At 28.7% G+C, this 22,501-nt stretch carries 24 protein-coding genes; 16 read left to right on the top strand and 8 right to left on the bottom strand.

Annotation, left to right across the window (positions count from 1 at the left end; translation table 11 throughout):
• Positions 1-110: 110 nt before the first annotated feature.
• From E0E45_RS13065 to E0E45_RS13030, 8 genes are all read right to left on the bottom strand, one after another.
• The gene (locus E0E45_RS13065) at positions 111-1,058 is read right to left on the bottom strand and encodes a M14 family metallopeptidase (protein WP_130891582.1); all 948 of its coding nucleotides are present in this window, start codon (positions 1,056-1,058) and stop codon (positions 111-113) included.
• A 13-nt stretch (positions 1,059-1,071) separates the two neighbouring features.
• Positions 1,072-2,370 (bottom strand): MATE family efflux transporter, encoded by a 1,299-nt coding sequence (locus E0E45_RS13060; protein ID WP_130891581.1) that lies wholly within the window; start codon positions 2,368-2,370, stop codon positions 1,072-1,074.
• A complete protein-coding gene (locus E0E45_RS13055; RefSeq protein ID WP_130891580.1) occupies positions 2,345-3,184 on the bottom strand; it encodes an ABC transporter ATP-binding protein in 840 nt (279 codons plus the stop codon). Before E0E45_RS13055 ends, E0E45_RS13060 begins: the two co-directional genes overlap by 26 nt.
• The gene (locus tag E0E45_RS13050) at positions 3,168-4,010 is read right to left on the bottom strand and encodes an ABC transporter ATP-binding protein (RefSeq protein ID WP_130891579.1); all 843 of its coding nucleotides are present in this window, start codon (positions 4,008-4,010) and stop codon (positions 3,168-3,170) included. The genes E0E45_RS13055 and E0E45_RS13050 overlap by 17 nt, the downstream gene beginning before the upstream one ends.
• Entirely contained in the window at positions 4,007-4,831 is an 825-nt protein-coding gene (gene opp1C / locus E0E45_RS13045; protein ID WP_130891578.1) for a nickel/cobalt ABC transporter permease, read from the bottom strand. Before opp1C ends, E0E45_RS13050 begins: the two co-directional genes overlap by 4 nt.
• The gene (gene opp1B, locus E0E45_RS13040; RefSeq protein ID WP_130891577.1) at positions 4,832-5,773 is read right to left on the bottom strand and encodes a nickel/cobalt ABC transporter permease; all 942 of its coding nucleotides are present in this window, start codon (positions 5,771-5,773) and stop codon (positions 4,832-4,834) included. It abuts the gene before it with no gap.
• 71 nt (positions 5,774-5,844) lie between these two features.
• Positions 5,845-7,455 (bottom strand): nickel ABC transporter substrate-binding protein, encoded by a 1,611-nt coding sequence (nikA, locus tag E0E45_RS13035; RefSeq protein ID WP_130891576.1) that lies wholly within the window; start codon positions 7,453-7,455, stop codon positions 5,845-5,847.
• Between the two features lie 338 nt (positions 7,456-7,793).
• A complete protein-coding gene (locus tag E0E45_RS13030) occupies positions 7,794-8,678 on the bottom strand; it encodes a VIT1/CCC1 transporter family protein (RefSeq protein WP_130891575.1) in 885 nt (294 codons plus the stop codon).
• 271 nt (positions 8,679-8,949) lie between these two features.
• On the opposite strand from E0E45_RS13030, the gene E0E45_RS13025 reads away from it, so the two are divergent.
• The 16 genes from E0E45_RS13025 (at position 8,950) to E0E45_RS12950 (ending at position 22,475) form a co-directional block, all read left to right on the top strand.
• Entirely contained in the window at positions 8,950-9,501 is a 552-nt protein-coding gene (locus E0E45_RS13025; RefSeq protein ID WP_130891574.1) for a hypothetical protein, read from the top strand.
• Positions 9,502-9,503: 2 nt separating this feature from the next.
• On the top strand, positions 9,504-9,680 hold the full coding sequence (locus E0E45_RS13020; protein WP_172604195.1) for a hypothetical protein: 177 nt from the start codon (positions 9,504-9,506) through the stop codon (positions 9,678-9,680).
• A 4-nt stretch (positions 9,681-9,684) separates the two neighbouring features.
• On the top strand, positions 9,685-11,277 hold the full coding sequence (locus E0E45_RS13015; protein ID WP_130891572.1) for a GspE/PulE family protein: 1,593 nt from the start codon (positions 9,685-9,687) through the stop codon (positions 11,275-11,277).
• Between the two features lie 12 nt (positions 11,278-11,289).
• Complete coding sequence (locus E0E45_RS13010; RefSeq protein WP_130891571.1) at positions 11,290-12,471, top strand: type II secretion system F family protein; 1,182 nt, start codon at positions 11,290-11,292, stop codon at positions 12,469-12,471.
• A gap of 25 nt (positions 12,472-12,496) precedes the next feature.
• Entirely contained in the window at positions 12,497-12,979 is a 483-nt protein-coding gene (locus E0E45_RS13005; protein ID WP_130891570.1) for a type II secretion system protein, read from the top strand.
• 13 nt (positions 12,980-12,992) lie between these two features.
• Positions 12,993-13,445, top strand: coding sequence for an A24 family peptidase (locus E0E45_RS13000; RefSeq protein ID WP_130891569.1), 453 nt, complete (start codon positions 12,993-12,995; stop codon positions 13,443-13,445).
• The gene (locus E0E45_RS12995) at positions 13,442-13,879 is read left to right on the top strand and encodes a type IV pilus modification PilV family protein (RefSeq protein WP_130891568.1); all 438 of its coding nucleotides are present in this window, start codon (positions 13,442-13,444) and stop codon (positions 13,877-13,879) included. Before E0E45_RS13000 ends, E0E45_RS12995 begins: the two co-directional genes overlap by 4 nt.
• A 7-nt stretch (positions 13,880-13,886) precedes the next feature.
• Positions 13,887-14,489: a type II secretion system protein gene (locus E0E45_RS12990; protein ID WP_130891567.1), complete on the top strand. Its 603-nt coding sequence runs from the start codon at positions 13,887-13,889 to the stop codon at positions 14,487-14,489.
• On the top strand, positions 14,482-15,069 hold the full coding sequence (locus E0E45_RS12985) for a hypothetical protein (RefSeq protein ID WP_130891566.1): 588 nt from the start codon (positions 14,482-14,484) through the stop codon (positions 15,067-15,069). Before E0E45_RS12990 ends, E0E45_RS12985 begins: the two co-directional genes overlap by 8 nt.
• Positions 15,059-16,291 (top strand): hypothetical protein, encoded by a 1,233-nt coding sequence (locus tag E0E45_RS12980; RefSeq protein ID WP_130891565.1) that lies wholly within the window; start codon positions 15,059-15,061, stop codon positions 16,289-16,291. Before E0E45_RS12985 ends, E0E45_RS12980 begins: the two co-directional genes overlap by 11 nt.
• Entirely contained in the window at positions 16,275-17,096 is an 822-nt protein-coding gene (locus E0E45_RS12975) for a hypothetical protein (protein WP_232044121.1), read from the top strand. Before E0E45_RS12980 ends, E0E45_RS12975 begins: the two co-directional genes overlap by 17 nt.
• 12 nt (positions 17,097-17,108) lie before the next feature.
• Entirely contained in the window at positions 17,109-18,800 is a 1,692-nt protein-coding gene (locus E0E45_RS12970) for a secretin N-terminal domain-containing protein (protein ID WP_130891564.1), read from the top strand.
• 20 nt (positions 18,801-18,820) lie between these two features.
• The gene (gene rfaE1 / locus E0E45_RS12965) at positions 18,821-19,819 is read left to right on the top strand and encodes a D-glycero-beta-D-manno-heptose-7-phosphate kinase (RefSeq protein ID WP_130891563.1); all 999 of its coding nucleotides are present in this window, start codon (positions 18,821-18,823) and stop codon (positions 19,817-19,819) included.
• A 7-nt stretch (positions 19,820-19,826) separates the two neighbouring features.
• A complete protein-coding gene (gene ispF, locus E0E45_RS12960) occupies positions 19,827-20,300 on the top strand; it encodes a 2-C-methyl-D-erythritol 2,4-cyclodiphosphate synthase (RefSeq protein ID WP_172604236.1) in 474 nt (157 codons plus the stop codon).
• 83 nt (positions 20,301-20,383) lie between these two features.
• Positions 20,384-20,707: a hypothetical protein gene (locus E0E45_RS12955; RefSeq protein WP_130891561.1), complete on the top strand. Its 324-nt coding sequence runs from the start codon at positions 20,384-20,386 to the stop codon at positions 20,705-20,707.
• A gap of 445 nt (positions 20,708-21,152) precedes the next feature.
• On the top strand, positions 21,153-22,475 hold the full coding sequence (locus tag E0E45_RS12950; protein WP_130891560.1) for a GntP family permease: 1,323 nt from the start codon (positions 21,153-21,155) through the stop codon (positions 22,473-22,475).
• Positions 22,476-22,501 lie beyond the last annotated feature (26 nt).

Genomic DNA, 22,501 nt, shown 5'->3' with positions numbered 1-22,501 from the left:
ATATTACTGTAAACCATTTAAATCGTAGAAGAAATGATTTATAACTTATTAAATATAGCATAACTCAGAAAAAAAAAGTCAAATCTTCTCAAAGCTGATAATTAAAAGTATTATATTTCTCCATAAGCAATGAGAGGATCATCAATGGCTATTGCTAGAGATATTGTTTCATAAAGAATAATTCCATTAAATTCAGCTTTGTAAGTTTCAAGAATATTTCCAAAACAATCTTTTATTTCTCCAAGAAATGTTCCTTTTTTAAATGTATCTCCTGCTTGAAAAGCTGGATACCAGAATCCATTATGCTTAGATTCAAGATATTTAGAGTTATCAATTTCAACTTGTAGTAAATTCGGGATATCAGAATCACTTTTTAAAACATTGAAGTGATTTAAAAGACTTCTTATATCTTTTTTATATGCTTCAACTTCTTCTCTGTTCCAAAGACCTCTTCCTCCTCTTTCTACAAGAAGAGATGGAACTCCCTGTATAGCAGCAGAACTATATACTCCAGTAACAGAGGAAGATTTTACCCTGTAAGGGACAGTGAGAGATTTGGCAGCTTCTATTGATATTTTTTTCACATCTTCAGCAGCTGAACCAGCAAAATATACAAAAGGAGTAACATTTTCCTGTACATCTCCTCCATGTAGATCAAGGAAAAAGTCTATATTAGGATAAAGATTTTTTGAAAAATTATATGCTATTTTTTCAGAAAGAGTTCCATCTTTATCCCCTGGAAAAACTCTGTTGAGATTTTTATTATCTTCAGGCATAACAGCAGGAAGTCTTTTAAAAAATCCTGTATAGTTTACTGGGTGAAGAATAACAACTGTTCCTGAAATATTCTCTGGAGAAAGTTCCTGAGCTATTTCAATGGCAGCTTGTATACCAACATACTCACAACTATGTACTCCAGAAGAAATTACTATAGTTTTTCCTTCTTTTTTCCCACAGATAACTGTAATAGGAATATGATATCTAGTTTTTTCTATGTTCCAGTATCCCTTTTCTTTTTTTCCATTTTCACATTTTATATTGCCTAAAACAAAACTCATAATCATCTCCTTTTTAATTTAAAGTTTTTTTGAGAAATGGTATCAGCAGTATGCTTCTTAAAAAATAAAATAGAAGCAGAGATATCCAAATACCATCATTATTTAAAATTGGAATTACATATTTCCATGAGAGAAGGAATCCAGCTAAAGCTCCAGCTGTAGAATAAAGAATTGGAGCAGTAACAGATGAACCAGTAAAAATTCCATAGAAAGTCAGTCCGATAAAAGCTAAAATAGGATAGAGAGCTATCCAGTAAGCATATCTTTCAGCTGTATGAATTATAGTAGTTATATCTGTAAATATTCCTATTATTCTTGGATATAAGATTAAATATATAATTGTAAGTATTCCTGCCATTATCAATCCCCATTGAAATGTTTTCTTCCATGTATTTTTCATAAGGATATTATTCTTTTCTCCTGCTGCCCTTCCAGCAAAAACACTGGAAGTATTGGCTATTCCATCTAGCAAGTATGAAATAACTGAAAGTACCTGAAAAAGAACAGCATTAGCAGAGAGAATTGTTACTCCAAGAGAAGAGCTTGCAGCTGTAAAAAGATTATTATGTACAACAAGGCACACTGTTCTCAGCATAAGGTCTTTATTTACACACATGATAGAGATTAATTCTTTCTTTTTGAAAATGTTTTTTAAACATAAATTTTTAGTATAACCATAAGGAAGCAGATAATATAGCCCAATTAAAGTAGAAACTATCTGAGATATAAGTGTAGCATATGCTACTCCAGCGATTTTCTGCTTAAAGATTACAACTAAAATCACATCTAAAATTATATTTAGAAGATTGCTGCTTATCTGCATAGTAAGAGAACCTTTTATATTTCCCTGTCCCATTAGCCATCCAAGAATGACATAATTAATTAGGACAAAGGGAGCTCCCCATATAAGTATAAAAAAGTATTCACTTGCAGCTTTTTTTATTTCTATATCAGGAATTATGAGCTCCATAGAGAAATTAAATATAGAGTTCTGAAATATTATGAATAATATACTGATAAAAATAGCTATAAAAAGAGGTCTGAAAAAAGTATCTGAGGTTTTTTGAATATCAGAATTTTTTATACTTTGAGCACTAAACCCTGTAGTACTTACTCTTAAAAAACCAAATATCCAGTATATTGTATTGAAAATGAGAGTTCCAATAGATATCCCAGCAATATATTTTTCATCTCCAAGCCTTCCTACTACTGCTATATCAGCGGCTCCCAATAAAGGTTGTGTCACAGTTGAGAGCATAAAAGGAATCATGATATTAAGATATATTTTATGAGTAAGATTGTTGTTTTGCATAATCTATCTGCTCCTCATTTTGTAGATCAATTTCTAAAATAGAATGTAAAAGTTTTGCAGCATATGAACTTTTTACTTCAGACAGCATATAAATATCATCAACCTGTTCTACTATTTTTCCATCATAGAAAAATATAACTCTGTCACACATATATGTCACTGAAGGAAGATCATGAGTTATAAAAATATATGAAAACCCAAACTCTTTCTGCAGATTTTTCAAAAGATCCATAACCTGTGTTTGAGTAGAGGCATCCAGAGAGCTAATAGCTTCATCAAGAAGAATAATTTCTGGGTTTGTAGCAACAGCTCTGGCTATACATACTCTTTGCAGCTGCCCTCCACTTAATTCATGAGGATATCTATCCATGAAATTTTTATTGAGTCCAACTAATTCTAATAGCTCTTCTGTTTTTTTTTCTCTATCTACTCTTATACTTTCTCTTTTTTCTATAATTCTCAAAGATTCCCCAATGATATCCTTTACACGAAATCTGGGATTTGCAGAAGAAGTATAATCTTGAAATACAACACTAATAGATGGTTTTACTTTTCTTTTTTCCTCTCTGGAAGATTTTCCATAAAGAGTTATTCCATTGATAAAAACATCTCCTTTATCAGGAGTTAAAAGACCTATCAATACTTTTCCAAAAGTGCTCTTTCCACTTCCGCTTTCTCCTATTATACCTAAACACTCACCTTTTTTCAAAGAAATTGAAACCCCTTTTACAACTTCCTGTTTCTCTTTTCCAAAAAAAGAAGTTTGATTTTCTTTTTTAAAACTAACAAATATATTCTTAGCTTCCAGCAACATATGTCTTCCTCCTTCCATTATGGAGTATTTCTCTGTATCTATTCATAACAGCCATTTTTTTCTCTATGAGCATTTTTGTATATTCTTCTTTTTCAAAGGAGAATATATAATTTTTCTCTCCTTGAGCAACAGCTTTTCCTTTACTCATAATAATAACATTATCAGCAATTTTTGAAATGACACCTAAATCATGAGAGATGAATATTATTGCTACTTTATATTTTTCTTTTATTTTTATAAATTCTTTCATTATTTCATATTGTGTAACAGCATCTATAGCAGTTGTTGGTTCGTCAGCTATGAGAAGTTTGGGTTCCATAGCCAGAGCCAGTCCAATCATTATTCTTTGAAGCATTCCTCCACTCAATTGATGAGGATATTTATGAAGAATATCTTCTGGATCTTTTAACTGCATGAGTTTTAATATTTCAATTGATTTTTTTCTTATTTCTTCTTGTGAGAGATTAAGATGCTCTGCAAATGTTTCAGCCATTTGATAACCAATAGGGTATAAAGGGTCAAAACAAGTCATAGGGTTTTGTAAAACCATTGCGATTTCTTTTCCTCTTAATTTTCTCATTTCTTCACTATTTTTTTTAAGAAGATCACTATCTTCATAAACAGCAGAACCTTCAATGTGAAAATTTTTATCAAGAAGTCCCATGATTGCTTTACAAGTCATACTTTTACCACTTCCAGATTCTCCAAGTATCCCAAGACACTCTCCTTCCTTTAAAGAAAAAGAGATGTTATCAACGAGTTTTATAGATGATTTATTAGCTCTTGCTTCAACAGATAAGTTTTCCACTTTCAGTAATGTTCTCATATTTGTGCCTCCTTTGGATCAAAAGCATCTCTCAGACAATCTCCAAGAAGATTGAAAGAAGCTACAAGAATAACTACTGCAATACCAGGGGCTATCATCTGAATAGGGTTAGTTGTCATAACATTTTTAGCTTCGTTAAGCATAGCCCCCCATTCAGGGACAGGAGCCTGTACCCCAAGTCCTAGAAATGACAGTGTAGAAATATTAAGTACAGCCCATCCAATATCAAGAGTAGCCAGCACAGCCATTTCAGAAGCTATGCAAGGAATCATATGTCTTATCAGAATAAATCTTTCTCCAGAACCAATACATCTTGAGAAGAGAACAAAATTTTTATCAGTATATTTTACCACATTTGTTCTTATCATACGTGCATACCATGCCCATTTTATAAATATATTTGCAATGATGACATTTCTTATATCTACCCCTAGAAGAGCCACAACAGCAAGTATCATAATCTGACTTGGGAAAGAGAGCATCATATCTACAATTCTCATTATGATTTCGTCTATAGTTCCTTTAAAATACCCAGCCAGAAGTCCCATAAGAGTTCCCAGTCCAATAGTTCCCAGCATAGTTACAAGTGAAAGGAAAAGAGTAGGTCTTATTCCATAGATCATTCTTGAAAAAACACATCTTCCAAGCTGATCAGTTCCCAATGGATATTGTAATGAATAAGATGCAAATTTATTCATTATATCATTTTCATAGGGGTCATTAGGAGCAAACAAAGGAGCAAATATTCCCATGACAGAAAGAAGAAGTATAAGTGCCATACAGAAAACAGCTGTTTTATTTTTTAAAAGTTTCTTAAACATTTAATACACTTCCTTTCTAAGTCTAGGGTCAGATACATATTGAATTATATCAAATATAAGATTGAAAGCTACAAAGAGCGTTCCAACCATAAGAACATAAGCCTGAATTACAGGATAATCTCTATTAAAAATAGAAGCTATACATAATTTTCCAATACCAGGCCATGCAAATACATTTTCTACAACAATAGTCCCTGCTATAAGCTGAGGAATACTCATACCAATAGCAACTATACAAGTATGAAGAGAATTTTTTAATATATGTTTTCTAAGAATATCTTTTTGTTTCAGACCTCTTACATTTGCATAAAGAACATAATCTTCTTTCATATTTTCAAGCATATTGTTTCTGATGAGCCTTATATAAGTAGAAATATATGTAAGAGAAACAGTAAAAGAAGGTAGGATAAGATATTTTAATCCTCCTCCGCCACTTGTAGGAAGCAGATCAAGTTTTATGCTGATCAGCCATATTAAAAGTAATCCAATCCAGTAAGCAGGCATAGCAGTAGTCATAAAAATTATTCCTCTCATTATACGATCAAAAAGAGAATCTTTGTATACTGCACAAAAAAATCCTATTGGTAAACTTAGAGTTACTACAAAGAAAAGTGACATTCCAGCGAGTTTTAAAGTGGCTGGAAGACATCTTCCAATCTCCCCAAGTACAGTACGTGCGGGGTTTGTATAGCTTACTCCAAAGTCAAGTTTTATACATTGAAAAAGCCATTTAATATATCTCAAAAGAAAAGGGTCATTGAGTCCTAATTCTTCTCTTACCTGCATTATAGCTTCTTCTGTGATGATAGGAGTTTGTCTTACCCTAAGAGCTACTTCAGCAGGGTCTGAGGGAATAAGATTAATGAAAACAAAACAGACAAAAGATATACACAGGAGAAGAGGGATACTCATAAGAATACGTTTTAATATATAGTTCTTCAAAATATTTCCTCCTAAAAAATATTAAAAGCTGAAAAGAGAAGGAATTACTCATCTCTTTTCAGCATTAAAATTTATTTTTCAAAATACATATCTGCAAAAGGTACTTCATATTGAGTTTGTGTGAAGTTGACTCCTTTTAAAGCAGAGTTATATATAGCTTTGTTACATTCATAAGTAAGCGGGATATACACTGCATCTTCATGAAGTCTTGTAAGAACAAAAGTATATAGCTCCTGTCTTTCTTTTTCATCAGTAGATACAAGTATTTTTGTTATAGCTTCATCAATTTCTTTCTTATCTTCCAGTCCTAATTGAGCAGCATAATCTCCATAGACAGGCTGACGCATAGCAGCAAGAGAAGATTGAGGGTCATATGGAGTACCCCAGCAGATATTAAATACCATATCAAAATTACCAGTTTTCATTTTATCACGATAAGATTGTTCTTCTTCTCCAGCAATAGATATTTCTACACCTATTTTTTTGTATTCTGACTGTAAATATTCAGAGATTATTTTTTCAGTTACACTATCACTGTTATAAAGAAGAGAAAGCTGTAATTTTTGACCATTTTTTTCACGGATACCTTTGTCATTTTTAAGCCATCCAGCTTGATCTAAAGTTTCAGCAGCTTTTTCCATACTGAATTTATAAGGTTTTAAATCTATGTTGCTGTATGGAATAGTTTTAGAGAAAAGTGTATCAGCAGGTTTTTCCAACCCATAGAAAACACCATCAGAAATAGCTTGTTTGTTAGTAGCATATTGAAGAGCATGTCTAACACTTTTATCTTTTAAAATTCCATTTGAAGTATTTAATACAATCTGTCTTGTAGAAGTAGGTTCTGAAAGAGCTATATTAAATTTTTCACTACTCTTATATTTATTTATAGCATCAGCATCTATCATATTTTTACCAAATATAAGATCAATCTCACCTTTTTCCAAAGCAAGAATACGTGTCTGATTATCTGGGATAACTTTAACAATAATTTTTTTAATTTCTGGAACTTTTCCCCAGTAATTTTCATTTGCTTCAAATACTGCATATTCATCAGTAACAAAATCTTTTAAAATATATGCTCCAGTTCCAATATATGCGTTTACACCATTTTTGGTAGAACCATCTTTCATAGCCTTTGGAGAGATCATAGCAAAAGGTCTTGTAACTCCAAGTTCAGTAAGCATAGGGTAATAAGGCTTACTCATTTTTATTTGAATAGTATAATCATCTATAAGGTCTACACTTTCTAAAAGCTGCATCATTTCAAGCCATGTATGTCTGCTTTTATTTTCAATAATTGCATCAAAATTAGCTTTTATAGCTTTTGCATCACATAAAGTTCCATCAGAGAATGTGACTCCTTTTCTAATATTAAATGTATAAGTTTTTCCATCTTCACTGATAGTCCAGCTTTCAGCAAGACAAGGTTCATATCCTTTTTCTGTAATATTTACAAGAGTTTCATAAAGCATCTCTTGAGCATACATTTCCCCAGCATAAAGATGAGGGTTTAGATCACGGATATCACGATAGTTTACAAATGTCAGCTCCTCTTTTTTTGCAGGTTCTGTAGTTACATTTTTAGTAACAGCAGAGGTATCTTTATCAGAACCACATCCACTTAATAAGCTAGAAATTACAGTTATTCCAAGAATAAGTTTAAAAATGCCTTTTTTCATAAAATCTAATTCCTCCTTTGATGACATTAATATTGTCTATGATATCATCAAATTGGATTATTTTCAATAAAAAATAATTTGAATATAGAAATATTTTTTAATGGTGTATATTATTTGAGTTATTTTTTTAGAAATAAAAATTTTTATAAAATATTTATATAGGATTTTTTAGCATTGATATAAAGTTTAAAAAATTAGTTGATTAAGAACTAAATTGGATAGAAGAAAGTAAAAAAAGAAAAAAGATATTAAGGAATTGTGAAATATAATTCATTCTTCACTTTAATGTCTTTTTTCTTTTATATCAAATATTTTTATATTTAAAGTAATTTTTTAAATTAAAGGTCTATTCCTAAGAATTTTTTTACTAATATACCTATTACAAAAGATATAGCAGCTACAGAAAGACTGATTCCAGCCATTTCTAAAAATCTTTTCATAAATGGCAGATCTTTAGCTACTGAAATGTAATAGTTGAAGAAAAGAATAATAAAAATAACAGTAGCAAGCATTGTAATTAGAGCACCAAGCCACATATCTTCTGGAAATATAAGATATGGAAGAACAAGAAGAGCAACAGTGATAAGATAAGCTACTCCTGTATAAACACTTGATTTCATTGCATTTGGATTATTTTCAGCCCTTTCAGCAAGATAGTTTGAGGCAGCCATAGAAAGAGTTGCAGATATTCCAGTAATGATACCAGAAAGAGCAACAATTCTGGTATTCATAAGAGCAAATGAAAGTCCTGCAATGGTTCCTGTGAGCTCTACAAGAGCATCATTTAATCCAAGTACCATGGCACCAACATATTGAAGTCTTTCTTCATCAAGCATCTCAATAAGTTCATGTTCATGTCTTAGTTCATCTTCAGAAGCTTTTTCAGCTTCAGGAACTTCGTCTATTATATCGGCATATTTAGAACTGGCATTAGTTTCATCACTTTGAATAAGCTTTAATACAAATGTGAATCCCATAATTACTGTGAGAAATTTGTACCAGTAAATAAGTTTAAAATTGGGTTTTACATTTTTTTTAGTAAAACTTTTCCACATTTTAGCATGATCTCTTTCATCATTAGCCATTTTTTCTAAAATCTTTTTATTTTTTGGATCTTTTTCTTTTCTTGACATAAAATCATAAATTAAACTGTCAGTTTCTTCATCTGCCTGACTTTTAAGCAATATATCCAGTGCTTTTTGGCTCAATACTCTTTCTTTCATTTTATATCCCCCTCTGTTTGTAAAATCATAATTATTCTTATATTTAGATTATATACACATTTATATCAAAATACAATTTTTATAAAAAAGAATTATTTTTTTAAGGAATTGTTTCGATATTATGCTATTATTGAAGCTTTAATTGTTTAGTTTTATGTTTTACTTTTTAGAAAAATAGAGGAAAATAGATAATTATCTAGTATATAACTGAGCATAAATTTTATTTATATAAAATATTTTATTATTAATAATATAAATAAGGATGAAAAAAATGAATAAAAATAGAGGATATGCATATTTAAATATAGTTGTTTCAACACTTGTAATATTAAGTTTCATGTATGTAGGAATAATATATTATAGGAATTTAAAAGAAAAAAGAGAGGTAGATGAAGCAAAGCAGAAGATAGTTAATATTTTTACTGATTATTCTGCAGAAGCTTTTGATAATGAAAAGGCACACAATATAAAAATTGACTATATTTTAAAAAAAATAATAATCTATGAGAATATATTAAAAGAAAAAGAGAAAATAAAATTACCTGCTTCTTTAAAATATGCTACTGTATATAACAAAGAAAATGTAGAAAAATTTGAAGTGAAAATAACAAGAGATGGAAATATAACTCCATCTTTCAGCATATATATTTTTGGATATGATGATATAGCAAGATATAGAATATCTTTTTATGGATTTGATATGATAAAGTTCATGAAAATAAATGTATATAAAAATATAAAAAATAAAAAAGCAAAATATAAAGACATAGTATCTTATCATGAAAAATTTGCTTATGAAGAAGATGGGTGGAAAAAAGAATAGAAATGAAGGTAATATTTATATTAATATTTTTTCTAGGTGTTGTATTGATGTATGGAGAACAGAAAAAATTGGAGCTTATAAAAGTAAAAGTTAGAATAGGAAGTGCTGAGTATATGAGTTATGTGCAGTTGTCAAATAAAATAGAGTCTAAAAAATTTAAAATATTGAGAGAGATGTGAAAAAATGAAAAATATAGTTAAAAGTATGAAGTTTGAAAAAAATCAGATATCTTTAGAGATCTTAAAAGAAAAGGATATAAGAAAAGAAAACTATATTTTAGGTGAAAAATTTTTTAAAAATAAAGTTATTCAATATTTTTTAGAAAATAAAATGATAAAAGATGATTTTTTTCCATGTTATGTGGATGAAGGAAGAATAGTTCTGATACTTTTTGAAGGTTTGAAAAAAGATATTTTAGATATTTTATATATTAAGTTTAAATTAAAGGTAATATTCCTATTTTGTGATAAAAAAAGTTTTTTAATAGGAATAGAAAAATTTAAAAATATATATAAATATGGAAATATAAGAGAAATTGAAAATATATTTAAAGAACTTCAGAAAAAAAGAAATAAAAATGAGAAAATTCAAAGTGAAGATATATATAAATCTCTTTCAACAGAAAGTCCAATAGTGGTAAAAGGACTTAATGCAATAATAATTCAGGGAGTAGAAAGAGAAGCCAGCGATATTCATATCGAGCCAAATAAAGATTATATAAGAATAAGGTATAGAATAGATGGAATATTAGTTGAAGCAGAAAAAATTTCTCTAGAGCTGTTATCTCCTATGATTTCAAGATTAAAAATAATATCAAACTTAGATATTACAGAGAGAAGAATGCCTCAAGATGGAAGATTCAATTTGGAAATAAGAGGTAAAAAAATAGACTGTAGAGTATCTATAATGCCAGTGATAAAAGGAGAAAAAGCTGTTATAAGAATATTGGATAGAGAGATAATAGAACTTGAAATAGATAAAATAGGAATGGAAAAATCAAATTATGAGAGATTATTATTCCAGCTGAAAAGAAAAAATGGGATTTTTTTAGTAAGTGGACCTACAGGTTCTGGAAAAAGTAGTACTCTCTATGCTCTACTTAAAAAACTCAATACAGGAGAAGTTAATATATCAACAGCAGAAGATCCAGTAGAATATGAGATAGATGGTATAAATCAAGTACAGTGTAAAAATGATATTGGAAGAAATTTTGCTTCTGTTTTGAGAGCATATCTCAGACAAGATCCAGATATTTTGATGGTTGGAGAGATAAGAGATCAAGAAACTGCTGAAATAGCAGTAAAAGCTGCAATTACAGGACATCTTGTACTTTCGACTATTCATACAAATGATTCTATAGGAGGAATAAACAGACTTTTAAATATTGGAATACAGCCATATATGATATCAGCTTCTATTATAGCTGTATTATCGCAAAGACTGGTACGAAAATTATGTTCCCATTGTCAAGAAAAAGATAAAGAATGGAAAACTAAAATACAGCTTTTAGGCTATGAATATGAAAAATATCAAGATAGTTTCTATATAGGAAAGGGCTGTGAAAGGTGTAATTATAGTGGCTATAAAGGAAGAACAGCAGTTTTTGAAATATTTGAACCAAATGAAAAGATGAAGGAAATGATAGAAAGAGGCAATTCAGCTCAGGAAATAGAAAAAGAAGCATTGAGTAATGGAATGAAAAAACTTATAGAAGATGGAATAGAAAAAGCAAGGATAGGAATGACATCCTTAGATGAAATACTAAGACAATGTTAAATGAGGGAGAAAATGCCACAATATAGATATACAGCTTATAATTTAAAAGGGAAAAAATGCAGAGGCAAAAAGGAATTCTCCAATGAAATGGAATTTAGAAAATTTCTAAAAAGTAAAAGAATGATATTGATTCAATTTGATATTTTGAAGAAAACTAAAAAAATATCACAAGAGAATATATTATCTTTTACTAGAGAATTAAAAATAATGCTGGAAAGTAGGATAGGTATAGTAGAAGCTTTAGATATTCAAAAAAATCAATATGAAAACAGTAAATTTGGAGAAATTATTTTTGAAATAAGAAAGGATATACTAAATGGAAATTCTATAGGAGATGCTTTTAAGAAACATAGAAATATTTTTGGAAACTTTTATGTGAGTTTGCTGTATTTAGGAGAAAAACCAGGAAAAATTATTGAAAATTTAGAGAGAATCTCTGTCAATCTGGAATTAGAAAATAAAATAAGAAAAAAAATGATAGAAGCACTTTTTTATCCTTGTATAGTAATAGTTTTTTCTATGATAGTGGTAATATTTTTAATAACTTATGTACTTCCTAATTTTGTGGAAATGTTCAATGAAAGTGGAACCAAACTCCCTTTTCTTACTAAGGTGTTAATGGGGACAAGTAAAAATATTCATTATATACTTATTTCTATGATATGTATATATATAATAATAATTTATTTGAGAAAAAAGATGAAAAATAATCTAAAAAGTAGATTTGAGTACGATAAATTTGTAATGAAAATACCAATATATAAAAATATTATGATTAAAAATATGATAATAAGATTTTCTAAGAATATGGCATTGTTGATGGATTCTGAAATGCCTATAGCAGAAGTACTGGAAGTTATAATAGAAAGTTGTGACAATGTTGTTGTAAAAAAAGATATAGAAGATATGAAGTTCAGTATTATGTCAGGAGAAGGAATAGCAGAATCTTTAAAACAGATAGAAATATATACAGGTAAATATCAGAAGATGGCAGCAATAGGAGAAAAAAGTGGTGAGTTAATAAATGTGTTTCATAAAATTTCTCAGTTATGTCAAGAGGAATTGGAAAACTATATAGGGAAAATATTGATTTTAATAGAGCCAGTGATGATAATCATATTGGGTTTAATATTAGGAAATGTAATAATAGCTATTTATCTTCCTATATTCAATTTGTCAGATGTAATTAAGTAAAATATAAAAACTTGGAGGAGAACAAATGAAAAATGGAGGATTTACACTAATTGAACTGATAATAGCTGTAGCATTAGTAGGAATATTATCAAGTTTGGTAACACCTAAAGTGAGAATACAATTAGCAAAAGGAAGAGATACAAAAGCAATCTCATATCTGGGAGCTATGAGAACAGCAGCAGAATTATATTATATAGAAAATGGAGAAGCACCAACTGCAGTAGTGGAACCTGATGAAGAAGAAGATAAAAAGGCTATAAAGAATATATTGCCTTACTTAGATCCTAAAGCAGAAGCTGTAATAAAAGATGGAAAAATACAGATTGGAGGGAGTAGAAAAGATAAGGATAAGAATACAAAAATAACTTTTGGTGGAGAAATGAGATTTACTTTTAAAAGTCCACAACATGATGAAATGGCTAAAAGGGGAGATGGAGTATATATTTGGTTTGCACCAACAGAAGATCAAGTATATGATATTCAGGGAAATAAATGGATAGAGTATTAAAGAGGAGAAGAATATGGAAAATATAATTTTAATTTTTCTTGTTGCAGTTTCTTTTTTGATATTAGTGATAGATGTAAAAAAACTTTATATTCCCAATAGTTTAAATATAATTTTTCTCATAGGAGCTATATGTTACAGAGGAACGGATATATATGAAGTAGAAAATGGAATATTAGGAGCAGGAGTTTACACTCTTCCCCTGCTCTTTTTTTACGGGTATGGCTCAGATATTGCTAAAAAAGAAATTATAGGTTTTGGAGATATAAAGCTTATGGTGGGAGTTGGATATATTCTTGGTTATAGTAATTTTTATACAATATATATTTATTATCTTGTAACTTTTGTTATAGCTGCTATTTTTGGAATAGTATATATAATAAAAAAGAAAGCAGTAAAAGGAGAAATTGCCTTTTCTCCTTTTCTTTTAATATCATTTTATTATATTTTCTTTGCAGGGAAAATATGAGAAGTAAAGCTTTTTCTTTTATAGAAGTAATTATATCTATGAGTTTGTTTTTAATAACTATACTTCCTCTTATGGAACTCAATAGAGGAATACTAAAGACAAATAGAAAATACATGGAAATAGAGCAAAGTGAGAAAAATTTTCATTTATTAGAAAGAAAAATAATATCTAAAGGATATAAGTTTTTAGCTTTAAATTTAGGAGAATATGAATATGTATTGAAAGAAAATCAAGATATTCATTATATTTTTAATGATATAAAATTTTTGTATGAGAATAAAGAGAGTGAAAAAATATTACTTTCAATAGATAAAGCAGTATTTAATAGCAAAATTGAAGAAGAAAAGTTTTTGATTTTAAAAATAGAATTTCATAGTAAAAATAGGGTATTTAAAAAGGAAAAATTAATATCAGAATATGATGAATATTATTAGGAGAAAAATGTACAGGAAAAAAATAAAAGGGATAACTCTTATTGAAACAATGGCTTCCATAGGAATAATGGGAATATTTATGCTTCTTTCTTTTCCTATTATGAAAATTATTAATAAAGCAGAGAGTTTTTTTATAAGCGAAAGAAATACAGCAAGAAATAGTGTAAGAATAATAGAAATTATAGAAAAAGATATAAGAGAAAGTACTTTTGGAAATAAGGAATATATGGGGAAAGAATATTTAAATAATGGAAAAGAAATATTTGAACATTCTGGTTATATCAACAGTCCATTGAGAGAAGAGTTTTTCAACAGAAAAGTGAAAAGAGGAAATATAATATTTCTAGAGATTCCATATGTCAAAGATGATATAGTTTCTTCTAAATATATTATTTATAGATTTTATACTGGAAGTCTGGAAATTATAGAATGCAGCCTATTTGGTGGAAATATTTTTGTAGAGAGAATAGAAAATATTTTAGAAAAAACAGATGGATATTTTGAAAAAGATGAGAAGGGAATAATAATAAATCTGCAAATGAGAAATGGAAAAGAAAGAGTTGAAAAGATATTAAAAGGCTATGAACTTATAGGAAAAAAATATGAATAGAAAGGCCTTTTTACTTTTAATAACAATCTTTTTAATAACTTTTATAATGGGAAGTTTTCTTGTGGGATATAGAATGACTCATACTAGAGGGAAAAAGCTCATAAGCAGACTGGATAGTTTAAAAATTAAAGAAAAAAATGAGGTTCTGCATACTTTGGCATACCATGAACTATATAAAATAGATAGATATATAAATGAGGGAAAATATGAAAGTAGTATAGATTTTTTTGCTGGAAGCAGTATCCAAAAAAGAGTATGGTTAAAAAAGAAAGATGAGGTTCTTCAGATGAGTTATGGAGGGTATACTCTGCAAAAATTTTTGTACAATAATTCTGAAATAATATATCCAAATAGTAATGAAGAAATATATGAAAAAATATCAAATAAACTTCAAAGTCATTTTGTAGAAAAAAGAAAATTTACAGCAAGGATGGAGAAAAAAATTAAGTCTGATGAAATTAATTTAGAAGTAATATTTGTTGCTGTGATAAATATAGAATATGAATTTGAAAATGATGATATAGATAAACCAAATACTGAATATGTAAAGGAGTTTGTGATATCAGAAAATGTTCAATAAATTATTAAAAAGAGAAAATGACATTCTTTTTTCTTTAAAGGAGATAGAAAACAATAAGAATATAAAAAAAGGTATTTTAGTACTAGAAAGTGAATATTTTGAAGTAATTAAAGTAATATTGGAAGAAGGTTTAGAAGAGAGAGAAAGAGAATATGAAATAGAGGAACAACTGGAAAATAGGATAATAAATTATGAAGTTTTAGACTATGTAGAAAAAGAGATTTCTCTGGGGAAAAAAGATGGAATAGAAGAGAGCATCATAATACTTATTAAAAGAGAAAAAATATATGAAATAACAAATAGAGTAAAAGAGAAAAAAATAGAAATTAAAGGAATAATACCAGTTTTTCTTTTAAAGTATTTTTCAAATAATGATAAAGAAAATGAAATTTTTCTGGATATTGGAATAGCTAGAACTACAGCTGCAATATTTAAAAATAATATACTGAAAGATATAGTAACTGCAGATACAGAAAGAGATGAAATATTGAATTCACAAGAAGAGTTTAATGAGCTTTTAGAAAGAGTAATGTTTTCTTTTGAAGAAGAAATTTTTGATGATATAGAAAGAATAGCTATTTATGAAAAAGATAGGGAGCTGGAAAGTCTTATAAAAAATAGCAAGCTTTCTCAAAAAGAAATATTGATAGAGAATTGGAAAAATTTTGAAATAACTTTCAATAAGAATTTTGATTTTATTCCAGCAGAGTATAGAAGAGGAATGGAACAGAGAAAAAATATAAAATCTGGAATGATTATTCTGTCAGGAATTTTAGTTGTAGAATTTTTACTGTTTTTCTTTTTAACAAGTATAAAAAATCGTGAAATGAAAAATATAGAAAAACTTGAAGAAAATTTAGGGAATTTTAAAGTAAAAATAGAGAAGAAAAGAGAGGAAATAAAGAGTTTTGAAAATTTTAAAGAGAAAAAAAGTAAATTAATGGAGAAAGTGAGTTTTGGAAAATTTAAAATATATGAAGTATTAGAAGAATTAAAAAAGTGTAAGCCATCACAAATGAATTTTGAAGGAATAGAATATAATGGAAAAGATATGTTAAAAATAATTGGAAAGGTACAGGAAGAGAAAGAAGTATATGAGTTTGAAAAAAATATTTTAAAAAATAACAGGTTCTTTTATTTAAATCATGACTATATAAAAAAACAGGAAAATGGATATGAGTTCCAGATAGATATAGGGGTAAAAAATGAAAATAACAAATAATTTTCAATCTACAGAATGGAAAGAAAAAGTAATAGCTTTCATTTTTATCAGTATCTGGCTTGTGATGACATATAAGTTGGTGATAGAACCATACAATGAAATTCAAAATCAGAAAAATCAAAAAATATCTTTAGAGATAAAAATAAAAAAATCAGAAAAGGAATTAAAAGAAACAGAGAAAATTTATCAAAAAAAATATGAGGAAAACAGAAAAGAAAAAACTGAATATGAAAAATATGAGAAAAATCTTTTAAAAAAAGGATTTCAAAATTCTGGAGAAATGGAAGATTTTATATATGAAAAATCAAAAGAGAATAAAATAGCCATAGAAACTATAGGAGGAATAGAAAAGACTGGAACTGTAGGAAAAGAGAAAAAAGGAAAAATATATATTCCTTATTCTTTGTCTGGAAAAGAAAGAAATCTATTTGATTGGATTAAGGAGATGGAAAATTTAGAAAAATTGATATCATTTACAGATACACCATTTCAATTTCAAAAAAATGAAAGTGATATAAAATTTAATTTGAAAATATCTGGGTATATTCTTAATGATACTCCTAAAGAAAAAAATATGAAAAATATTGAAAAGGAAAATATTTTTTATACATATAATGAAAAGGAAATGGTAACAGAAAAAAATATAGTTGAAATAAATGAAAAGGTTTATATAATATTAAAATTTAAAAATGGAAAAAGAAAAATATTTAGTGAAGGGGAAAAAATAAGAAAAGATAGAAACTGGTACATCTTAAAAATAGAGGGTAACGAGATGTATTTAGAAAAAACGGAAGATTTTAAATAAAGGGGAGAGAATGTGAAAAAAAATCTTGTACTTTTATTAATTTTTTTTATTTGTTATAATATTTATGGTAAAATAGAAAAGATTTCTTTAAAAGAAATAAAACTTGAACAAGAGCTGGAATTAAAAAGTATGATTCTTTCAGATGCTTTAGCAGTTATGTCTAAAGAAAGTGGAATGACTATAATAGCAGATGATAAAGCTAAAGATATAATTTTGGATCTCTTTTTTGCAAAGGGGGAAAATTTTAAAAATATATTAGAAGGAATTGCCTCAACTAATAATTTAAAAATAAGTCCTCTAGATGAAATGCTGGTTTTATCAAGAAGAAATTCAAATATTTTAGGTGAAATGGCATTGGGAGGGAAAGTTCTCATAGAAGGCTATGATATGGGAATAGAAGGTGTAAAAATAACTGTTCAAAAAAGTTCTTCTAGCCCAGTATATACAACCTATGGAGGAAACTTTGTTATAAATGATTTGAATCCTGGAATATATGTGGTAAAATTTGAGAAGAAGGGATTTCTTACATCAGGACAGATAGTAAATATTGATAAAAATATAAATACTGTTACTGTTTCTATGGAGAGAGATAAAAATAGTTCTGAAAAGATAAGAGAAGAAAAAAATATTAATAATATTATGGAAAAAACTTTTATTAATGGAGAAGAATTTTACACTGAAAGAATAAAATTGGTAAATATATCAGCAGATGAAGTAAGCAGTATATTGAAAAATTCTTTTGGTGAGGGGATAAGAGTATCTTCCATACCAAAAATGAATATGATAATAATAGTAGGAAAAAAAGATAGTACAATATCAGCTGTAAGATTTGTAAAAGAACTGGATAGAGAGATACAGCAGGTAAGAATAACTTCACAAATACTGGATGTAACAGATAATTTGTTTGAAAATTTAGGTTTTGATTGGTTATACAATAACACTGGAAGTATAGAAAAAAGTAATGGACTGGATATTTCATTAATAGGAAAAGCAGCAGTAGAGGGAGCAGGAATAAGTTTTGGTTCTGGAATAAATTTAGTAAGACAGTTTAATGATGGAAATGATATACTTGGTCTTGGAATAAATCTTTTGCAAGCTACTCAGGATTTAGTAATAAGTGCTATGCCATCTATACTTGTAGCTGATGGAGAAGAGGGAGAATTTAAAATAACAGAAGAAGTGATAGTTGGTGAAGAGAAAAAAGAAAATGACAATACAGAGAAGACAACTTATACACCGCTGTTCAGAGAAGCTGGAATAATACTAAAAGTAAAACCTTTAATTAAGGAAAATGGAACAATATTTTTAAAAGTAATGATAGAAGTAAGTAATTTTAGATTAAAGAAAAGTGAACAGGAAAATATGACTTCTGAAGGAGGAACATATAATTCTGAGGGAGGCTCTAAAATAGGAAGAAGTATAGAAACTACTGTAAAAATGAAAGATGGTGAAACAATTTTTATAGGTGGACTTAAAAGAGCAATAGTTCAAAACCTAGACAGCAGAGTACCTTTTCTTGGAACAATCCCTGTAATAAATATTTTTTTTAAAAACCAATCTGTAAAAAGAGAAATAACTGATATATACATAAAATTAAAAGTTGATATCGAAAAAGATAGTTGGGAAAAAGATAGTTTTGATAAAACAGAATTGCATCAAAAAATTAAAGATATAAAAGATAAAAAAATATATCCTGTATTCTAGCAGGAAGCAAGGAGAATTTTATGGAGAAAAAGAATAATTTTGACTTGAAAAAAATACTGGATAATTTTAAGAACATAAAAATAGGAGTAGTTGGAGATTTGATGTTAGATGACTATATTTATGGAAGTGTAGATAGAATATCTCCAGAAGCACCAGTGCCAGTAGTCAATGTATTAGAAGAAAAATTTGTGCTGGGGGGAGCAGCAAATGTTGTGAATAATCTAGCTTCTCTAGGTGCACAGACTATCTGTTTTGGTGTTATTGGAAATGATTCTAATGGAGATAGACTTATGGGAGCATTTGCAGATAAGCATATAGATGTATCTGGTCTTATAAGAAGCAAGGACAGAACAACTATTGTAAAAAGAAGAGTAATAGGAGGAAACCAGCAGCTATTAAGAATAGACTGGGAAGATATAACTCCAATATCTACATTTTTAGAATATGCTCTCCTTAAAAATATAGAATCAAAAATAGATGAATTGGATGCAGTAATACTTTCAGACTATGATAAAGGAGTACTTACTCCAATGGTAGCAAAAGAGATAGTAAGAATGTGCAGAGAAAGAGGAAAAATAGTAACAGTAGATCCTAAACCTAAAAATGCAGTAAACTATACAGGAGCAACATCTATAACTCCTAATAGAAAAGAAGCTTTAGAATGTCTTGGACTGAAAAGATCAGATGATATGGAGGCTGTTGGAAAAGAACTTAAAGCAAAACTTCAGCTTGATAATCTTCTTCTTACTAGAAGTGAAGAGGGAATGAGTCTTTTCTTAGACAATGATGAAGTTATAACTATACCAACTTTTGCAAAAGAAGTGTATGATGTAACAGGGGCTGGAGATACAGTAATATCAGTATTTACATTGGCTGGAGCTTCTGGGGTTTCATGGCATGAAGCTGCAAAGATAGCAAATACAGCAGCAGGTGTAGTAGTTGGAAAGATGGGAACTTCTACTGTAACTAAAGATGAAGTACTTGAATTCTATAACAGAATTTATGAGAGATGGGAATAGTGATAAGATGATAAGAATTGGAAATGGATATGATGTCCATGTACTTATAGAGGGAAGAAAACTAGTGCTTGGAGGAATAGAAATTCCTCATACTAAAGGTGTGCTGGGACATTCTGATGGGGATGTATTAGTTCATGCAGTAATGGATGCAATGCTTGGAGCATTGGCTCTGGGAGATATAGGGCAGCATTTTCCTGATACAGATATGAAATATGAGAACATAAACAGTACTATACTTTTAAAAAGGGTAAAGGAATTGGTTGCTGAAAGAGGATATAAAATAATTAATCTTGATTCTATAATAGTTTTACAAAAGCCAAAAGTAAAACCATATATAGAAGCTATGAGAAAAAGAATTGCAGAAGTACTGGAGATAGATGTAGAACAGGTAAGTATAAAAGCTACTACTGAGGAAAAATTAGGCTTTACAGGAGATGAAAGTGGAGTGAAGTCTTACTGTGTTGTACTTTTGGAAAAATAAATGATTAACTTGAGGATGATTAAAAAGTTAGAATAAAATTCTGCTTATAAGTCATCCTCATATTTTTTATAGGAGGGAAATTTATGGATCATACAAGAAATAAAATATGTATATACATAAAAATAAAATTTTTTGAGGGTAGAAGAAAAACTCCTGTAAGATTTTCTGGTGGAAGGTATAGGCCTCATTTTGTAATAAAAAATGATTCTGAATACTTAGGGGTTCAATTTATAGATGGAGAGGAATTTATTTTTGAAAAGGAGATACTTGGAATTGTTCAACCTATTTATAGAGATACTGTAGACTACAGCAAGTTAGTGCCAGGGACAGAATTTTTTATTTTAGAGGGAGCAACTTTAGTTGGAGAAGGGGTTGTTATAGATAAATTTAAAACAGGGCTTTGCTAAGAAAAAAAGAAGTTGAGTAAAAAATAAGATAAATTTTAAAATTAGAAAATATGTTTAATTAATAAAGTAAGCAAAATATAAAAATAATATAGATGAACAAAGTAAAAATTATGTGTTACCTAATAATTATGAAAATAGATAATTGACAGCCTGAGTTGATTTTTTTAACTTAAGTGGTCAATTATTTTTTTTATTAATGTCAGTATTTTAAAAGTAATAAAGAATCATTCTTATATTTCTAATAAAAATAATTATAAAATATTGAGTTGAAATATAATTTATTCTGTCTTGATTTTGAGAAAAAATTATCTAATTTGAAACAAAAAAATATAATAAAGCACAAAAATAAATAAGAAAGCCCTTAAAAATAGTCTTTATTTTTTGGCATACTATTTGCTTTATATATAAGCATAGAAAAAATTATGAGGGAAGAGGTGGTATATTAATGACAGTTCCAGTAATAGTGAGTTTAATAGGGATAATTGTGGGGTTATCACTATTAATTTATCTTGTAATGAGAGGAGTAAATATATTTGTTATTGCAATTTTATGTTCTTCAATAGTGGCAATAACAGGTGGAATGAATCTTTACACTGCTTTAAAATTTGATTATATGGGTGGGTTTGTAGATTTCTTTAAAAATAATTTTTTCATATTTCTTGCAGGAACAGCAATGGGAAAAATGATGGAAATTACAAATGGTGCTAAGGCAATAGCTAAAATGATTATAAAATTTTTGGGGAAAGATAAAGCTTTAATATCAATTCCTCTTGCTTGTGGAATTCTTCTCTATGGAGGAGTGAGTATGTTTGTTGCAAGTTTTGCAGTATTTCCTATAGCATTGGAAGTATTTAGAGAAGCTGATATTCCAAGAAGATTTATACCAGCAGCACTTTGTTTTGGATGCAGTACATTTGCAATGGTTGTCCCTGGGACACCTCAGATACAAAATATTATTCCAAGTCAATATTTAGGAACAGACTTAATGGCAGGACTTGTGAATGGGGTAATTGCCTGTGCAGTTATGTTGGTCCTTGGAAGTTTCCTTTTATTCAGAATGGTAGATAAGGAAAAGAAACAAGGGAAGCATTTCGTGGCTAAGCCAATGGATGCATTTGATGACAAAGAAGAAGATTTACCTAATGGCTGGATAGCTCTTATTCCACTTCTGGTTTGTATCATTTCAATAAACATAAAAATAAATGGAAAAACAATTATACCAATTGAAGTAGGAGTATTTTTAGGAACATTTCTTACATACATATTATTAAATAAGTATCAAGATAATTCAAAAGTACTAGATAATCTTGGAGAAACTTGTAAAACAACAATACTTGCAATTACCAATACTTGTGCAGTTGTAGCTTTTGGGTCAGTTGTAAAGTCAACAACAGCTTTTCCTGAAATAGTAAATACAATGGTAAATTTTCCAGGACCAAAAATCCTTGGAGCAGCAGTTGGAACAACAGTCATTGCAGGGGTATGCGGGTCAGCATCAGGTGGACTTGGAATAGCAACACCACTATTGGGACCAGCATTTATGGCAAAGGGAATTTCAGCAGCAGCTCTTCACAGAACAATGTCAATAGCATCAGCTGCTTTAGATTCACTGCCACATAATGGATATATAGTTACTGTAACTAACAGTTTATGCAATGAAACACATAAAGATGCATATATGCCTGTATTCTGGCTTACAGTATTTACACCACTGGTAGGAACAGCAGTAGCAGTTGTTTTATTTACATTCTTTCCAAATCTGCCATAGAGTAAAAAATTTTTAATGAGATAAAT

Origin of the sequence: Fusobacterium ulcerans ATCC 49185 (assembly GCF_900683735.1) — a bacterium.
Lineage (GTDB): Bacteria > Fusobacteriota > Fusobacteriia > Fusobacteriales > Fusobacteriaceae > Fusobacterium_A > Fusobacterium_A ulcerans_A.
The sequence above is the reverse complement of the archived record's forward strand: the minus strand, read 5'-3'. Positions and strand labels throughout refer to the sequence as shown.

Coding starts and splice junctions, on each gene's coding strand:
- E0E45_RS13065 (WP_130891582.1), bottom strand. CDS start 1,058: ATGAGTTTTGTTTTAGGCAATATAAAATGTGAAAATGGAAAAAAAGAA.
- E0E45_RS13060 (WP_130891581.1), bottom strand. CDS start 2,370: ATGCAAAACAACAATCTTACTCATAAAATATATCTTAATATCATGATT.
- E0E45_RS13055 (WP_130891580.1), bottom strand. CDS start 3,184: ATGTTGCTGGAAGCTAAGAATATATTTGTTAGTTTTAAAAAAGAAAAT.
- E0E45_RS13050 (WP_130891579.1), bottom strand. CDS start 4,010: ATGAGAACATTACTGAAAGTGGAAAACTTATCTGTTGAAGCAAGAGCT.
- opp1C (WP_130891578.1), bottom strand. CDS start 4,831: ATGTTTAAGAAACTTTTAAAAAATAAAACAGCTGTTTTCTGTATGGCA.
- nikA (WP_130891576.1), bottom strand. CDS start 7,455: ATGAAAAAAGGCATTTTTAAACTTATTCTTGGAATAACTGTAATTTCT.
- E0E45_RS13030 (WP_130891575.1), bottom strand. CDS start 8,678: ATGAAAGAAAGAGTATTGAGCCAAAAAGCACTGGATATATTGCTTAAA.
- E0E45_RS13025 (WP_130891574.1), top strand. CDS start 8,950: ATGAATAAAAATAGAGGATATGCATATTTAAATATAGTTGTTTCAACA.
- E0E45_RS13020 (WP_172604195.1), top strand. CDS start 9,504: ATGAAGGTAATATTTATATTAATATTTTTTCTAGGTGTTGTATTGATG.
- E0E45_RS13015 (WP_130891572.1), top strand. CDS start 9,685: ATGAAAAATATAGTTAAAAGTATGAAGTTTGAAAAAAATCAGATATCT.
- E0E45_RS13010 (WP_130891571.1), top strand. CDS start 11,290: ATGCCACAATATAGATATACAGCTTATAATTTAAAAGGGAAAAAATGC.
- E0E45_RS13005 (WP_130891570.1), top strand. CDS start 12,497: ATGAAAAATGGAGGATTTACACTAATTGAACTGATAATAGCTGTAGCA.
- E0E45_RS13000 (WP_130891569.1), top strand. CDS start 12,993: ATGGAAAATATAATTTTAATTTTTCTTGTTGCAGTTTCTTTTTTGATA.
- E0E45_RS12995 (WP_130891568.1), top strand. CDS start 13,442: ATGAGAAGTAAAGCTTTTTCTTTTATAGAAGTAATTATATCTATGAGT.
- E0E45_RS12990 (WP_130891567.1), top strand. CDS start 13,887: ATGTACAGGAAAAAAATAAAAGGGATAACTCTTATTGAAACAATGGCT.
- E0E45_RS12985 (WP_130891566.1), top strand. CDS start 14,482: ATGAATAGAAAGGCCTTTTTACTTTTAATAACAATCTTTTTAATAACT.
- E0E45_RS12980 (WP_130891565.1), top strand. CDS start 15,059: ATGTTCAATAAATTATTAAAAAGAGAAAATGACATTCTTTTTTCTTTA.
- E0E45_RS12975 (WP_232044121.1), top strand. CDS start 16,275: ATGAAAATAACAAATAATTTTCAATCTACAGAATGGAAAGAAAAAGTA.
- rfaE1 (WP_130891563.1), top strand. CDS start 18,821: ATGGAGAAAAAGAATAATTTTGACTTGAAAAAAATACTGGATAATTTT.
- ispF (WP_172604236.1), top strand. CDS start 19,827: ATGATAAGAATTGGAAATGGATATGATGTCCATGTACTTATAGAGGGA.
- E0E45_RS12955 (WP_130891561.1), top strand. CDS start 20,384: ATGGATCATACAAGAAATAAAATATGTATATACATAAAAATAAAATTT.
- E0E45_RS12950 (WP_130891560.1), top strand. CDS start 21,153: ATGACAGTTCCAGTAATAGTGAGTTTAATAGGGATAATTGTGGGGTTA.